Source organism: Nocardioides candidus (assembly GCF_041321175.1).
GTDB lineage: Bacteria > Actinomycetota > Actinomycetes > Propionibacteriales > Nocardioidaceae > Nocardioides.
The window spans coordinates 1,480,929-1,496,139 of sequence record NZ_JBGGWC010000001.1; the positions used below are offsets into that span (position 1 = coordinate 1,480,929).

Sequence of the window (15,211 nt, forward strand, 5' to 3'; positions counted from 1 at the left end):
ACCGAGTTCAGCTCCCATCCCCGAGCGCGCGTCGTCCCTGGTCGCGGTCGCGATCAGGGTGTGGGTTGCGCTGCTCCCATTGTGCAATCCCGGTGCCCGGTGCGCGTCCCGATCTCGCGCACTTCTCGCACCTGGAACCTGGCGGTGGGGACCGGAGCTCCTAGTCGTGCCCCTTTCCGTGTCCGTGACCGTTGCTCTGACCGTGGCCCTTGCCATGGCCGTGACCCTGCTGCTGGCCGTTGCCCTGGCCGTTGCCCTGGCCGCGGTGGCGGCCGTTGTCGTGGCGGCCCTGGTGGCTACCGCCTGAGTGGTCGCTGTGCGCCGGAGGCGTCTGGGCGTGGCCGTAGGCGTGCCCGTGGTGCCGGCCGTTGTCGTGGCGCCCCTCCTGGTGCGGGTTGCCGGGGTGGCCGTGATCGGCCGACCGGCCCGGTGTGCCGTCGTGGCGACCCTGGGAGTGGTGGGCGCGGTGGGAGGCGGAAGGTCCTGTGCCTGGCAGCCCGGGGGACCACGGGCTGCCAGGCGCGGAGGTCGCGTCGTCGGGCTGTGGGGTTCCGACGACGGCTTCTCCGGGGCTCGCGACGCTGGAGGTGTGGGTGGGCTGCTGCGCGTGCCTGGTCCCGAGACCGGGTCCGACAGCCGCGCCGGCCACCCACGTGGTGCCTCCGATGACGGCGACGGCGGCCGCTCCAGCCAGCGCGCGTCGTCCTGCGTGGCGAGCTGTCCGAGCGCTCGGGGTCGAGCTCATGCTCAGCTCCGACAGCTGGTGGAGCAGCACGGGGTCCGGCTCGAGGGTCGGTGGGGCGACCCGGAGCCTCGGGGTGGACCGACGTGTCATCTCTTCAGCTTCCGCTCGGACGGTTCTCTCACCCGTACCTGTCGCGAGCGGGGTCCGGTGTTACACGGTCCCCGAAACTTCTCGAAGTGGTCTGGACCACCTCGGCCCGTCCTCAGCCGGGCGTGTTGATCATGAAGGTCGCCGCGTGGGTCACGTAGGCCCAGAACTGCTGGTCCTGCTCCGGCGTGAGCCCGACGGAGTCGAGCCCGGCACGGAAGTGCTGGAGCCAGTGGTCGCGGGCGCGCTCGTCGACGGGGAACGGCGCGTGCCGCATCCGCAGGCGCGGGTGGCCGCGCTGCTCCGAGTACGTCGACGGGCCGCCCCAGTACTGGACGAGGAAGTGCAGGAACCGCTCCTCGGCGGGGCCGAGGTCCTCCTCCGGGTAGAGGGGGCGCAGGACCTCGTCCTCGGCGACGCCCTCGTAGAACTTCGCGACGATGCGTCGGAACGTCTCGAAGCCGCCGATCTCCTCGTAGAACGTCTGGGCCTCCGGCGACTCGCTCACAGCCCCATCATTCCCCGTCGGCCTCGTCGGCGGGATGGGCGCCCCTCTTGTCCTCGCGGTGCCACACCACCCGCTGGGCGAACGGGATCTCGATCCCCTCGTGGTCGAACCGCGCCTTGATCCGCTGCCGCAGCGCCCGGGCGACCGCCCACTGCTGCAGGGGTGCGGTCTTCACCATCACGCGCACCGTGACCGAGTCGGCGTTGAGGTTCTCGACGCCGGTCACCTCGGGCTCCTCGATGATCACGTCCTTGAAGTCCTCGTCGTCCCAGAGGTCGTGCGCGACCTCGCGCAGCACCCGCTGCACCTGGACGAGGTCCTCGCCGTACGCCACGTTGATGTCGAGCACTGCCCGCGACCAGTTCTGGCTCTGGTTGCCGACGCGCATGATCTCGCCGTTGGGGACGTACCAGACCGTGCCGTTGACGTCGCGCAGCCGCGTCATCCGCAGGGTGACGGCCTCCACCGAGCCGACGGCCTCACCGAGGTCGACGACGTCGCCGACGCCGTACTGGTCCTCCATGAAGATGAAGATGCCGGCGAGGAAGTCCTTCACCAGCGACTGCGCGCCGAAGCCGAGGGCCAGCCCGATGATGCCGGCGCTGGCGATGATCGGAGCGATGTTCACGCCGATCTCGCTGAGGATCATCGTGCCGACGACGGCGATGAGGACGATCGTGATGATGCTGTTGAAGATGCCGGCCATCGTGGCCGCCCGCTGGGCCCGGCGCGCGGTGGCGAGCGCGTCGAGCCGCTCGGGCATCACGCCCCGCTCGGCGCGGCTCGCGATCCGGATGACCACGCGCTGCAGGATCCAGCGCAGGGCGAGCCCGAGGAGGAGCAGGCCGAGGATGGCCAGGGGAGTGCCGATGAGCACGCCTGCCCAGTCGGCGAAGCTGCCGTTGCCGGTCCAGTCGTAGACCAGGTCGCAGACCTGCTCGCCGTCGGCGCAGGGCGCCGCTGCCAGGGGGAGAGCCAGAAGGGGTGGCATCCCCCGAGTGTGGCAAAGTCCGGCATCCGGTTCGAACCGGCGTGCCTGTCGGTGCGGGGACGCGAGCCGATATCCTTCGCAGGTGACCAGCTCTGCCGTACGACGCCTGATCGCCGCCGCCGCTCCTGCGGGGCTCGCCGTGGCCGCCATCCTCGCCACCGCCGGGCCCGCCTCGGCCGACACCCCCGAGGGTTGGCCCAAGGAGGAGTCGATCGACTTCGTCCACATGATCCTGCTGTTCGGCGGGCTCCCCCTGCTCCTCTTCGTCGTCATCGTCGCGCTGGTCTACGGCCCGCCGCTCGCGCGGGGGGAGTCGGTCCGGCCCGGTCAGCAGCAGCTCGAGAGCCAGTGGCTCGGCGGCCCGCGCAAGGCGGCCGGTGAGCTCGCCGCGCCCGACGGCGAGGACTCCAAGGCCGGCGGCGCCGGCGGCACCTGGTAGGCACGGTCATGCCCGCGGGATCACTCACCAGCGCCGAGCAGGCGGCCCTCGACGTCACCATCCGTGCCGCCGAGCAGGAGTGCCGTGCCGAGATCTCGGTCTTCGTCGGCCCGATCGAGGGTCACGACCCGCGCGCGTTCGCAACGAGCCTCCACAACACGCTGGTGCTTCCGAAGCGCAGCATCCTCGTCATGGTCGACCCCACGCTGCGTGCCGTCGAGGTCGTGACCGGGGGCGACATCCGCCGTCACCTCACCGACACCGAGGCTGCCCTGGCGATCGCCGAGATGACGAGCTCCTTCGGTGAGGGCGACCTCGCCGGAGGCCTGACGCGCGGCATCCGGCTCCTCGCCGAGCACGCGCGCGCCTGACCTCCGGCGCGCGATCTCCTAGCGCTCGGCGTCCTTGGCCTGGGCGGCCAGGGCACGGGCCATGTCGGCGCGGCCTTCCTTCACGAAGCGCAGCGCTCCCGGGTTGACGCCGTCGGACTGGCTCGCCAGCCAGGCGTCGACCTTCGCCAACGCCTCGTCGGAGGCGAGGATCCGAGGGAAGATGTACTCCAGGGAGACCGCGGCGCGGTGCGCACCGAGCCGCTCCCAGGCCAGCGGGGCATCGGCGAGGAAGCGGTCGACGTACGGCGCCAACAGCTCCTGCTGACCGTCGCGGAGGAAGGACAGCACGACCTGCTTGGCGGTCTCGTTGGGCACCGAGCCGTCGACCATCGCCTGCTCCCAGGCGCGCTCCTTGGCCTCGACCGTCGGCATCGCCGCGCGAGCTGCGGCGGCGTGCTCCTTGCCGGAGATGGTGTTGTCCTCGGCGAGCTCGGCGTCGATGCGGGCGTCGTCGGCCCTGCCGAGCCGGGCCAGGTTGTTGAGCAGGACCCACCGGAGGTCCTGGTCGACCGCGAGCCCGTCGAAGGTGAGGGAGCCGTCGAGCAGTCCCTCCAGCTCGGCGATCGAATGCTCGCTGTGCGCGGCGCCGGCGTAGGAGCGTGCGAAGGTCAGCTGGTGGTCGGTGCCGGGCGCGGCCGCGGCGAGCAGGTCGCGCAGGCCCTGCTCCCAGCGCGACCGGAGCTGTGCCTTGTGGGCGGGCGCGGCGTACTGGGTGACCGCCTGTGCTGCGAAGGCAGGGAAGGCCGTCAGGCCCCACGAGTCGGTCTCCTCGCCGATGTTGTGGAGCACCAGCTCGACCCAGTCGGTCGCGGCGAGCTCGGCGTCGCGGGTCATGTCCCAGGCGGCGCTCCAGATGAGCGCGCGGGTCAGGGAGTCGTCGCACCGGCCGACGCTCGCGACGGCGGTCGCGAGCGAGCGCTCGTCGAGGCGCACCTTGGCGAAGGTGAGGTCGCCGTCGTTGAGCAGCAGCAGGTCGGGCTGCGGCTTGCCGACCAGCTCCGCGACCTCCGTGAGACCGCCCTCGATGTCGACCTCGACGGAGTCGGTGCGCACCAGGGCGCCGTCGTCCTGCACGTTGTAGAAGCCGATGCCGATCCGGTGTCGCCGCAGCGTCGGCTGCTCCTCGATCGCGGTCTGGCGCACGGCGAAGGAGGCGTAGGTGCCGTCGTCGGCCAGGTCGAAGGTGGGGCTGATGGTGTTGACGCCCGCGGTCTGCAGCCACTCGTTGGCCCAGCCGCTGAGCTCGCGACCCGAGGCCTTCTCGAGCGCGTCGAGCAGGTCGACGAACTCGGTGTTGGCGTAGGCGTGGTCGCGGAAGTACTCCCGCAGGCCCGACAGGAACGGGTCGAGGCCCACCCAGGCCACCAGCTGCTTGATGACCGCCGCGCCCTTGGCGTAGGTGATCATGTCGAAGTTCACCTCGACCGCGTGCAGGTCGACCATGTCGGTCGCGATCGGGTGGGTGCTCGGCAGCTGGTCGGCGCGGTAGCCGCGCTGCTTGCGCATGTTGGCGAAGCCGGTCCACGCGTCGGTGTACGACGTCGCCAGCGCCTCCGCGTGGTAGCAGGCCCACTCGGCGAACGACTCGTTGAGCCACAGGTCGTCCCACCAGCGCATGGTCACGAGGTTGCCGAACCACATGTGCGCCATCTCGTGGAGGATCACCGAGGCGCGGAACTCGTAGAAGGACCGCGGCTGGCGCGAGCGCGGGATGTACTCGTCGCGCAGGGTCACGCAACCGGCGTTCTCCATCGCCCCCATGTTGTACTCCGGCACGTAGAGCTGGTCGTACTTCTCGAACGGGTAGGCGCCGCCGAAGGCCTCCTCGAAGAACGTGAACCCCTGCTTGGTCAGCAGCACGATCTCCTCGCGGTCGCGGTCGAGCTCGGCCTTCAGCGACTGACGCGAGTAGTGACCGAGCGGGATGACGCCGTAGGCGCCCTCGTAGGAGTCGTGCACCTCGTAGTAGTCGCCGGCGACCACGGCGGTGATGTAGGTCGACATCCTCTTGGTGGTGGGGAAGGTCCAGACGGCGAAGCCGTCCGCGTCGGCCGGGACGGGCTCCGGGGTCGGCGCGTTGGACACGACCTTCCAGTGCGCGGGGGCGGTCACGATGAAGTCGAAGACCGACTTGAGGTCGGGCTGCTCGAAGCAGGCGAAGACGCGACGGGCGTCGGGCACCTCGAACTGGGAGTAGAGGTAGACCCTGCCGTCGGCCGGGTCGACGAAGTGGTGGAGGCCCTCCCCGGTGTGGGAGTAGGTGCAGTCGGCCCGCACGACGACCGTGTTCTCGGCCTGGAGACCGGGGAGCGGGATCCGGCTGTCGACGTACGCCGACGGGTCGATCGGCGTGCCGTTGAGGGTGATCTCGTGGACGGTCGCGTCGACGAGGTCGACCCAGGTCTCCGCGCCGGGCTCGCGGCAGGTGAACGCGATCGTGGAGGTGGTGCCGAAGGTCTGGACGCCGTCGGTCTCGGCCTGGGTGAGGTCGAGCTCGACGGTGTAGGAGGTGACGTCGATCAGCGCGGCTCGGGCGGTGGCCTCTTCGCGCGTCAGGTTGGTACCGGGCATGCCCCTCATCCTTGCACCGGCCCCCGGATTGTCCGACATCGCCGTGTGGGCCCGGTCACGTCCGAGAAGGGTCGCTGTCGAGCCGATGGGCCAGGAACCACAACGGTGTAACTTCGAAATGTCAAGCGCGACACGCCTGTGACTCATGTGTTTTTGCGGGTTTTTGTTGCGTTGTGGGGCGGTTGTGACTCAGAGTTGGCACCATGCGCCGAGGACGACAGCTCTGGCGCGGGGGAACCGCGCTGCTCACGAGCACGCTCGTGGCGACCCTTCTCGCGGTCGTCGGGACGATGGGGCCGTCCACGACGCCCGACACGAGGACGGCGTCCAGCTCGACGTACCTCTGCACGGGCTACACGGGCTGTCGCAACGCCGGCTACTCCGACGCGGGCTACGGCGCGGTCAACAGCCACATGTACTGGCGGATGTACAGCGGCCACAACTGCACCAACTACGCGGCGTACCGGATGATCCAGGCGGGGATGTCCACCGAGCGTCCGTGGAGCAGCAGCGGGATGGCCTACAACTGGGGCTACGCGATGTCGGACATCACCGACGACACCCCGACGGTCGGAGCGATCGCGTGGTGGGACCGCTACTACCACGGCATCGGCTCGGCCGGTCACGTCGCCTACGTCGAGAAGGTCGTCTCCGCCGACGAGATCGTGATCAGCGAGGACTCCTGGAGCGGCGACTTCCACTGGCGCACCGTGACCCGCGACAGCGGACGGTGGCCGAAGGGCTTCATCCACTTCGTCGACAAGGCGGTGCAGAACACCGCCGCGCCGGTCGTCAGCGGCACGCCCCAGGTCGGCGTCCCGCTCACGGTCTCCCGCGGCACCTGGGACCCGGCCCGCCACGTGACCATCGCCCGCCAGTGGTACGCCGACGGCGCTCCGATCTCCGGCGCGACGACCAGCTCCTTCACGCCCACCGTGGACCAGAAGGGCGCGGCCCTCACGGTCACGCTGACCGCGACCCGACCCGGCTACTCGCCCGCCTCGATGACGACCGCGCCGACGGCGCCGGTCGCCCGCGGCCGGTTCACGATGCTGACCGCGCCGATCATCAGCGGGGACGCGATGGTGGACGAGGTGCTCACCGCGACGCCCGCCACGTGGTCACCCGCCTCGACCGACACGCTGTACCGCTGGCTCGCCGACGGCAAGCTGATCGACGGCGCCGACGGGCCCACCCTCACGGTCACCCGCGACCTGGTCGGCAAGTCGATCATCGCAGCGACCCACGCCCGGGCCCCCGGTTACAAGAACGACCCGGAGCGCTCCGCGCCGACGGCCCCGGTCGTCATCGGCGAGATCGCCCAGAGCACGCCGTCGACCGTGGCGGGCAGGACCCGCGTCGGCCGGACGCTGACCGTGACGCCCGGTGAGGTGACGCCCACCGACGCCACCCTCGCCTACCAGTGGCTGCGCGACGGCGTGCCCGTCGGCGGGGCCACCGGGCCGACGTACACGCTGACGGGCGACGACCTCGGCGCGACGCTGGCGGTCCAGGTCGTCCGCACGCGGCGCAACTACGCCGACCTCGTCGAGACCGTGGCGCTGCCGAGCGCCGTGACGACGAAGCCGACGGTCACCGTGACCACCGCGGGCCGTTCGCACAAGGCGGTCGTCTGGGTGCGGGCCACGGCTCCCGGGGCCGCCGTGGCGGGGCCGGTCACCGTCAAGGTCGGCACCCACGTCGTCACCGCGACGATGACGGACGGTCGCGCCAAGGTCGTCGTGAAGGACCTCGCTCCGGGGATGCGTCGGGTGAAGGTCCGCTACGCCGGCAACGGCGCGGTCCTTCCGGCCCGGGGGAGGGCCACGGTGCAGGTTCTCCGCTGACCGAGGAATACGGACCGCGGTCCGGGTTATTGAACATTGCATGACCAACTCGGCAGCAGCCCGTGACCGCGCGGACTTCTGGTTCGACCCGCTCTGCCCCTTCGCCTGGATCACCTCGCGGTGGATGCTCGAGGTGGAGAAGGTCCGCGACATCGACGTCGACTGGCACGTCATGTCGCTGGCCTACCTCAACCAGGACCGCGACATCCCCGACAGCTATCGCACGATGCTGGCTCCTGCGTGGGGTCCCGTGCGCGTGCTCGTCGCCGCCGAGGAGCGGCACGGCAACGAGGTCCTGCTCCCGCTCTACACGGCGATGGGCAACCGGATCCACCTCGGCGGCCGCAAGCTGCACGAGGAGCCGGATGCCGGGCGCACGCTCGTGGTGGAGGCGCTCGCGGAGGCCGGCCTCGACGCCGACCTGATCGACGCCTTCGGCGACGAGAGCTACGACCACGCCGTCGCGAAGTCGCACCACGAGGGCATGGACCAGGTGGGCGACGACGTCGGCACGCCGACCATCTCGATCAACGGCTCGGCGTTCTTCGGTCCGGTCCTCTCGAAGATCCCGCGCGGCGACGACGCCGGCCGGCTCTGGGACGGGGCGGTGGCGGTTGCGGCGTTCCCGTACTTCTACGAGCTCAAGCGCTCGCGCACCGGGGACCTGGACTTCAGCTGAGGCCCGACCTACGGTCGAAGCATGACGAGCCCTGCGGGAGCCGACGGCACGACCGACGGCGTCAGCGTGCTCTCGCGAGCACTCGACCAGGCAGGTGACGTGCTGGGTCACGTCCGGCCGGACAACACGAGCGGGCCGACGCCCTGCTCCGACTGGGACGTCGGCACGCTCGCCGACCACCTCGTCGAGGCGCCGGCGAAGTTCGCGGTGATGATGCGTGGCGAGCAGCCCGACTGGGCCTCGCCCGCGCCCCACGTCGAGGAGGGCTGGAGCGGAGCGTTCCGCGCGCACGGCGACGACCTGATGCACGCCTGGCACTCCCTCGACGGAGACCCGCCCGTGCCCTCTCCCTGGCAGGTCGCCGAGCTCGCCGTCCACACGTGGGACCTGGCCAGGGCCGTCGGCTACCCGATCGACCGGCTCGACCCGGAGGTCGCCGAGGTCGCGCACGGCTTCATGAGCGCGAACCTCACGCCCGAGCAGCGCGGGGACGTCTTCGCGCCCGCGGCCGAGGCCCCCGCCGGCGCGGGTCCGTACGACGTCCTGGCCGCCTTCGCCGGCCGGAGCGTCTGACACGCGAGGATGCCCGAGGTCCGCCGGATCGGACGGCTGATGTCGCATGCTCGATGCCCATGGACTTCTCGGAACTGTCCCTCGGCCGACGTGACCTGACCCGGCTCTCGGCGGCTGCCGTCGCCGCGTTCGGCGCCGTCGCCGTCGCAGGCCGGGTCGATGCCTCGCCCGGCGCCGGCCGGAGGCACCGGCTGCACCGTCACCTCGACGGCGTCGACACGCTCGACCTGCCGCTCGCCGGCCTGGCCTCGATCCAGCGCCCCTCCGACGGCCGCCGCACACCTGTCGTGGAGACCGGCCGGTTCACCGTCCTCGGCCTGACCTGGCGCAGCGGCTCCGGCACGGTGCGCGCCCGGTGGCGCTCGGAGACGGGCAGGTGGACCGACTGGCGCCGGTTGCCGCAGCTGCACCACGGCCCCGACCCGAGCACCGACGAGGGCAGGGGCGCTCTCCAGGCGACCGACCTGGTGTGGACGGGGCGGTGCGACGCCGTACAGCTGGAGCTGACCGGTGACCAGCAGGATCCCGTGCTCGCGCTGCTCCACCCGCGGCGGCGGCCCGGCGACGACCGGGTGGACGCGCACGCCGCGCAGCCCGACGACGAGGCCACCGCCCGCAAGCTCGGGGTGGTGCCGATGCCCGGGCTGCTCTACCGCAAGGCCTGGGCTCCCGACCCCCGGTTGCGCAACGGCGGGCCGTCGTACAACCGGCGCATCCGGCAGGTGCACGTCCACCACACGGTCAGCAGCAACGACTACGACCGCGCCGACGTGCCGGGGATGATCCGCGCGATGTACCGCTACCACACCGCGAGCCTGGGGTGGTCCGACATCGGCTACAACTTCCTCGTCGACCGGTTCGGCCGGCTGTGGGAGGGCCGAGCAGGAGGACCGCGCCGAGCGGTCCGCGGCGCGCACACGCTCGGGTTCAACCACGCCTCGGTCGGTGTCGCAGCGATCGGCAACTTCGAGGAGGGCCGGGTCGGCAAGCCGATGATCCGCGCACTGGTGCGGGTTGCCGCGTGGAAGCTCGACGCCGACGACGGTCACCCGCGCCAGGACGTGTGGATCCGGTCCGACGGCAGCGACCGGTTCCACGACGGACGCCTCGTCCGGCTGCCCACGATCGACGGGCACCGCGACACCAACGAGACCGCCTGCCCCGGACAGCACCTCTACGACGTGCTGCCGGCGGTCCGCCGCCGCACGGCCCGGCGGATGCGGGAGTTCCGCCGCCCCTAGGATTCACGGCATGAGCCGAGTCCTGTCCGCCGTCGCCTGGCCCTACGCCAACGGCCCGCGCCACATCGGCCACGTGGCCGGTTTCGGCGTGCCCTCCGACGTGTTCTCCCGCTACCTGCGGATGGCCGGTCACGACGTGCTCATGGTGTCGGGCTCCGACGAGCACGGCACGCCGATGCTGATCGCCGCCGACGAGGAGGGGATCAGCCCCCAGGAGCTCGTCGACCGCAACCACCGGCTGATCGTCGAGGACTTCGTCGCTCTCGGGCTGACCTACGACCTCTTCACCCGCACCACCACGCGCAACCACGAGGCGGTGGTGCAGGAGCTCTTCCTCGGGGTCTACGACAACGGCTACTTCCTCGAGCAGACGACCTACGGCGCGATCTCGCCGTCGACCGGCCGCACCCTGCCCGACCGCTACATCGAGGGCACCTGCCCGATCTGCGGCTACGACGGGGCGCGCGGCGACCAGTGCGACAACTGCGGCAACCAGCTCGACCCGCAGGACCTGAAGAACCCGCGCAGCCGCATCAACGGCGAGGTCCCGGAGTTCGTCGAGACCCAGCACTTCTTCCTCGACCTGCCCGCGCTGGCCGACGCCCTCGGGGAGTGGCTGGACGGTCGCGAGGCGACCGGGCTGTGGCGGCCCAACGTCATCCGCTTCTCCAAGAACATCCTCGAGGAGATCCGGCCGCGCGCGATGACCCGCGACATCGACTGGGGCATCACGATCCCGGTCGACGGCTGGCGCGAGAACCCCACCAAGAAGCTCTACGTCTGGTTCGACGCCGTGATCGGCTACCTCTCCGCGTCGATCGAGTGGGCGCGCCGTCAAGGTGCCCCGGAGCGCTGGCGCGAGTGGTGGAACGACCCCTCGGCCCTCTCCTACTACTTCATGGGGAAGGACAACATCACCTTCCACAGCCAGATCTGGCCCGCCGAGCTGCTCGCCTACAACGGCAAGGGCGCGCGCGGCGGCAAGCCTCGGGAGTACGGCGAGCTCAACCTCCCGACCGAGGTCGTCAGCTCGGAGTTCCTCACGATGGAGGGGAAGAAGTTCTCCTCCTCGAAGAAGGTCGTCATCTACGTGCGCGACCTGCTGAGCCGCTACCAGCCCGACGCGTTCCGCTACTTCGTCGCCGCTGCCGGTCCGGAGAACCAGGACAGCGACTTCACCTGGGCCGAGTTCGTCCGCCGTACCAACGACGAGCTGGTCGCGGGCTGGGGCAACCTGGTCAACCGCACGGCCAACCTGATCCACAAGAACTTCGGCGAGCTGCCCGCTGCGGGCGCGCTGACGGCGGAGGACCAGCAGGTGCTCGATGCCACCGAGGCCGCCTTCGCGGCGGTGGGCGACCTCATCGGCCGCAACCGGATGCGGCAGGCGATCGGCGAGGCGATGCGCGCGGTCGGCGAGGTCAACAAGTACGTCTCCGACCACGAGCCGTGGAAGCTGAAGGGGGAGGACGAGCGCGAGCGGCTCGCGACGATCCTGCACGTCGCGGCGCAGTGCGTCGCCGACCTCAACCTGGTGCTGTCGCCCTTCCTGCCGTTCTCGGCCAACGAGGTCGACAAGGCCCTCGGTGGCGCCGGCGCGATCGCGCCGATGCCGCGCATCGAGGAGGTCGAGGACCTCGACGGCGGGGCGCCGTACCCGATCATCACGGGGGAGTACTCCGACTTCCCCGAGTGGCGCCGCCACCCGATCGTGCCGGGCACCCCCGTCGGCAAGCCCACCCCGATCTTCACCAAGCTCGACGTCGCGATCATCGACGAGGAGCTCGGGCGCCTCGGCGCCTGAGGCCGGGCTCACCGCTCCTTCGGGGGGCGGCCGGCCTTGCGGATCCGGCCCACCCCGTCGGGGAGCCGGCCGGCGTCCGCCAGCGCCCGGCGGAGCAGGAACTCCAGCTGGGCGTTGGTGCTGCGCAGCTCGTCGGCGGCCCACCGCGCGAGCGCGTCGTGCACTGCCGGGTCGAGCCGGAGCAGCACCTGCTTGCGGTCCGGGCGCGACGTGGGCATCGGGGCACTCAGGCGTAGAGCGATCCCGTGTTGACGACCGGTTGGGTGTCGCGGTCCCCGCAGAGCACCACCAGCAGGTTGCTGACCATCGCGGCCTTGCGCTCCTCGTCGAGCTGCACCACGTCGTTCTCCGCGAGCTTGTTGAGAGCGAGCTCCACCATCCCGACGGCGCCCTCGACGATGCGCTGGCGGGCGGCGACGACCGCGTTGGCCTGCTGGCGACGCAGCATGGCCTGCGCGATCTCCGGCGCATAGGCGAGGTGGGTCAGCCGCGCCTCGATCACCCGCACGCCTGCGGACGTGACCCGCTCGCCGATCTCGATCGCGAGCCGCTCGGTGATCTCGTCGGCGTTGTCGCGCAGCGAGAGCTCGCCCTCGCCGTGGGAGTCGTAGGGGTACTGGCCGGCGATGTGCCGGACGGCGGTGTCGGTCTGGATCGCGACGAACGCCTCGAAGTTGTCGACCTCGAAGACGGCCGCAGCGGTGTCGGCGACCTGCCACACCACGACCGCGGCCATCTCGATCGGGTTGCCGTCCTTGTCGTTGACCTTCGTCGTGCGGGTCTCGTGGTTGCGGATCCGCGTCGAGATCTTGTGCCGGGTGGTGAACGGGTTCACCCACTGCAGCCCGGACTCCCGCACGGTGCCCGTGTAGCGGCCGAGGAACTGCAGGACCCGCGCCTGCCCGGGCGCGACGACCGTGAGCCCGATCAGGGTGAGCAGGGCGGCGAGGCCGAGCACCACGAAGAGGACGGCGGCCAGGGCGGGGCTGGCCTCGGACAGCGCCAGGGAGAGGAACGCCCCGAGGCCGAGGACGACGGCCAGCCCGAGCATCGGAAGACCGGGGACGGTGCGCGTGGGGCGTTCGGTGAGGGCCATGGCGAGCTCCTTCGTGAGGCGGGGCTCGCACTATATCAACCTGATATCACTTTATCGAGGAGGCCCTGGGGTACGGCGTCGGGTCGATCTCCAGCTCGGCCATCCGCGCCACGTAGGCCCGGTGGGCGCGCCGGGCCTCGCCATGACGGCGGGCGCCGGCGAGGACCCGCACCAGGTCGAGGTGGGTCGGCTCGTCGTACGGGTCGTCGGCCAGGACGGCCATCAGCCAGCCGACGGCGCGCTCGGTCTCGCCGGCGGTCACCAGCTGTCCGGCGAGCGCCCGCTTCACGTCGACCGCGAGGCGTCCCATCTCGGCCGCCGTGGCTCCGGCCCAGTCGTCGACCTGCGTCTCGTCGGCGAGGAACGGGGCCGGGTGAAGGGAGGCCGCGGCCTGCAGGAGCGGTACGGCGTCGGCCGACCCGGTGCGCGCCGCCTCGATGCCGGCGCGTGCGATGCGCTCGAACTCCACGATGTCGATGCTCACGGTCGTCGGGTCGAGCCGGGCGTGGCTGCGATCCGCCGCCAGGTAGCGGTCCGCGTCGTGCTCGCGCCCGGGATCGAGCACGGCGCGCGCCGTCGAGAGCGCGACGGAGAGCCGCCCGGAGGTGTCCTCGACACCGGGCCAGAGCAGGTCGGCGAGTGCGTCCCGGTTCATCGGGCGTCCGCGGCGGGCGGCCAGCACCTGCACCAGCTGGCGGCTCTTGCGCGACGGCCACGACGACGTGGGGACGGTCGTGCCGCCAACGGAGACGGCGAAGGTGCCGAACGTGCGGATCGCCACGGCCGGCGCGGCCGCGGGCCCGAGCACGTGGAGCGGTCCTGCGATGCGGTCGGCGTCGGCGCGCACACCGAGCGCGTCGAGCGCCTGGCGGCCGGCCGCCTCGGCGCCGCGGTCCCCCGAGAGCCGCGCCGTGACCATCCGGTTGATCGCACAGCGGATCGCACTGCCGACCTCGCGCCACGCGTCGGCGGCCTCCGCGAGCTGGCCGAGGGCGGCATGGACGTCCCCGTTGGTGGTCCAGCGGATGAGGGCGCGCAGCTCCAGGGCATCGGCGAGCTCGGCGAGCTGGTCGCGCCTGCCCGCCTCGGCCAGGGCCCGGGTCGCCAGCACCTCGGCGCCCTCGAGATCGCCCTGGGCGAGCGCGATCCAACCGGCGGCGCGCAGGCTCACCACGTCGCCCACCGTGTGGGGCTGGTCGAGGGCGCGCTTGGCATGCGCGCGGGCGGCGGCGGGGTCGTCGGCGACGACGGTCTCCGCAAGCCCGGCGAGGGCGGGTCCGAGGACCTGGGCGTTGTCAGCAGCCTCGGCGCGCTCGACCGCCTCGCGGTACTTCGCGTGCGCCCGCGTGGCGTTGCCCCGCACCCGGTGCGCGTCGCCCTCGAGCAGCAGCGCGAACGCGAGCAGGTGGGCCGCCTGCGCCCGGCGGAACTGCTCGGTCGCGATGGCGATCTCGCCGACGGCCTCGTCGAGGCGCCCCAGACCGAGGAGTGCCTCGGCGCGGTTGACGCTCACCATCGCGCTGGCCAGCCCGACCGGGTGGTCCTCGGCGACGGCGACGGCGAGGTCGAGCTCGTCGAGCGCCTGCCGGAAGCGGCCGGCCTCGACGTGCCGGGACCCCAGGTTGTTGCGGACCCGCACCACGGTGAGCGCGTCACCGGCGCGCTCGGCGTGCGCGAGTGCCTTCTCGTAGGCCAGCAGGTTCGCCGACCGGTCGCCCGCGTGGGCGTGGACGAGGCCGTTCGCGACCCATGCGGCGCCGAGGGCTCCTTCGTCGCCGGACTCCTCCGCGACCGCCATGGCCAGGTCGGCCAGCTCCCGTCCGCCATCGGCGTGCCCCTGGGCCCAGAGCACCGACGCGTGGCCGGCGAGGAAGCGCGCCCGGTCGACGGGAGTGGCCGCCGCGTCGCCGGCGGCGGCCTCGAACCACGCGAGCGCGAGGGGGTACTCCCCGCGGTAGTGGTGGGCGGTGCCGACCCGCCAGGCGAGCGCCATCGGGAGCACCTCCCCGTGGGCGAGGATCTCGTGGCGGGACGCGGCGGCGAGCTCGAGGAGGTCGCGGCGCGTGCCGCCGACGAGGGCGTCGCTGTGGTCGACGGCGAGCGCGACCGCGGCCTGCGCCGGCGTTGCTGCGGGCGAGGAGAGCCTGGAGCCGTCTTTCGGCACGACACCCGTCCGTCCTGTGGGGCTTCGAACGCCTAGGAGACTAGACCGGTCGGGAGCCGCTCGCGGGTGGAATC

Annotated in this window: 14 protein-coding genes; 7 read left to right on the forward strand and 7 right to left on the reverse strand. The window is 71.7% G+C overall.

From position 1 onward, the window contains the following. Positions 1 to 160: 160 nt before the first annotated feature. The 3 genes from ACAX67_RS07405 to ACAX67_RS07415 all read right to left on the reverse strand — a co-directional run bounded on the left by ACAX67_RS07405 (position 161) and on the right by ACAX67_RS07415 (position 2,331). Positions 161 to 835, reverse strand: coding sequence for a hypothetical protein (locus ACAX67_RS07405; RefSeq protein ID WP_370703166.1), 675 nt, complete (start codon positions 833 to 835; stop codon positions 161 to 163). A gap of 112 nt (positions 836 to 947) precedes the next feature. Next, positions 948 to 1,340, reverse strand: coding sequence for a globin (locus ACAX67_RS07410; protein WP_370703167.1), 393 nt, complete (start codon positions 1,338 to 1,340; stop codon positions 948 to 950). A gap of 7 nt (positions 1,341 to 1,347) precedes the next feature. Then, on the reverse strand, positions 1,348 to 2,331 hold the full coding sequence (locus tag ACAX67_RS07415; protein ID WP_370703168.1) for a mechanosensitive ion channel family protein: 984 nt from the start codon (positions 2,329 to 2,331) through the stop codon (positions 1,348 to 1,350). 82 nt (positions 2,332 to 2,413) lie between these two features. On the opposite strand from ACAX67_RS07415, the gene ACAX67_RS07420 reads away from it, so the two are divergent. Then, complete coding sequence (locus ACAX67_RS07420) at positions 2,414 to 2,770, forward strand: hypothetical protein (RefSeq protein WP_370703169.1); 357 nt, start codon at positions 2,414 to 2,416, stop codon at positions 2,768 to 2,770. Positions 2,771 to 2,778: 8 nt separating this feature from the next. After that, complete coding sequence (locus tag ACAX67_RS07425; RefSeq protein WP_370703170.1) at positions 2,779 to 3,141, forward strand: DUF5130 family protein; 363 nt, start codon at positions 2,779 to 2,781, stop codon at positions 3,139 to 3,141. Positions 3,142 to 3,159: 18 nt separating this feature from the next. On the opposite strand, the gene pepN is transcribed toward ACAX67_RS07425, so the two are convergent. Beyond that, positions 3,160 to 5,733, reverse strand: coding sequence for an aminopeptidase N (gene pepN / locus ACAX67_RS07430; protein ID WP_370703171.1), 2,574 nt, complete (start codon positions 5,731 to 5,733; stop codon positions 3,160 to 3,162). 203 nt (positions 5,734 to 5,936) lie between these two features. Between pepN and ACAX67_RS07435 the strand changes: the two genes are divergently transcribed. The 5 genes from ACAX67_RS07435 to metG are packed head-to-tail and all read left to right on the forward strand — an operon-like array spanning position 5,937 to position 11,877. Continuing rightward, the gene (locus ACAX67_RS07435; RefSeq protein WP_370703172.1) at positions 5,937 to 7,580 is read left to right on the forward strand and encodes a CHAP domain-containing protein; all 1,644 of its coding nucleotides are present in this window, start codon (positions 5,937 to 5,939) and stop codon (positions 7,578 to 7,580) included. Positions 7,581 to 7,620: 40 nt separating this feature from the next. After that, on the forward strand, positions 7,621 to 8,259 hold the full coding sequence (locus ACAX67_RS07440; RefSeq protein WP_370703173.1) for a mycothiol-dependent nitroreductase Rv2466c family protein: 639 nt from the start codon (positions 7,621 to 7,623) through the stop codon (positions 8,257 to 8,259). A 21-nt stretch (positions 8,260 to 8,280) separates the two neighbouring features. Then, positions 8,281 to 8,832 (forward strand): TIGR03086 family metal-binding protein, encoded by a 552-nt coding sequence (locus ACAX67_RS07445; RefSeq protein ID WP_370703174.1) that lies wholly within the window; start codon positions 8,281 to 8,283, stop codon positions 8,830 to 8,832. Positions 8,833 to 8,891: 59 nt separating this feature from the next. Then, positions 8,892 to 10,073 carry an N-acetylmuramoyl-L-alanine amidase gene (locus ACAX67_RS07450; RefSeq protein ID WP_370703175.1) on the forward strand — a complete coding sequence of 394 codons (1,182 nt, stop codon included), beginning with the start codon at positions 8,892 to 8,894 and terminating at the stop codon, positions 10,071 to 10,073. A gap of 10 nt (positions 10,074 to 10,083) precedes the next feature. Beyond that, positions 10,084 to 11,877 carry a methionine--tRNA ligase gene (metG, locus tag ACAX67_RS07455; protein WP_370703176.1) on the forward strand — a complete coding sequence of 598 codons (1,794 nt, stop codon included), beginning with the start codon at positions 10,084 to 10,086 and terminating at the stop codon, positions 11,875 to 11,877. Between the two features lie 8 nt (positions 11,878 to 11,885). Here the strand turns inward: metG and ACAX67_RS07460 are convergent, their stop codons facing one another. Genes ACAX67_RS07460 through ACAX67_RS07470 form a run of 3 tightly spaced genes read right to left on the reverse strand, consistent with a single transcriptional unit; the run spans position 11,886 to position 15,137 of the window. Further along, positions 11,886 to 12,095 carry a type II toxin-antitoxin system antitoxin gene (locus ACAX67_RS07460; protein ID WP_370703177.1) on the reverse strand — a complete coding sequence of 70 codons (210 nt, stop codon included), beginning with the start codon at positions 12,093 to 12,095 and terminating at the stop codon, positions 11,886 to 11,888. 8 nt (positions 12,096 to 12,103) lie between these two features. Further along, positions 12,104 to 12,973 (reverse strand): SPFH domain-containing protein, encoded by an 870-nt coding sequence (locus tag ACAX67_RS07465; RefSeq protein ID WP_370703178.1) that lies wholly within the window; start codon positions 12,971 to 12,973, stop codon positions 12,104 to 12,106. 46 nt (positions 12,974 to 13,019) lie between these two features. Further along, on the reverse strand, positions 13,020 to 15,137 hold the full coding sequence (locus ACAX67_RS07470) for an AfsR/SARP family transcriptional regulator (RefSeq protein WP_370703179.1): 2,118 nt from the start codon (positions 15,135 to 15,137) through the stop codon (positions 13,020 to 13,022). Between the last annotated feature and the right edge of the window lie 74 nt (positions 15,138 to 15,211).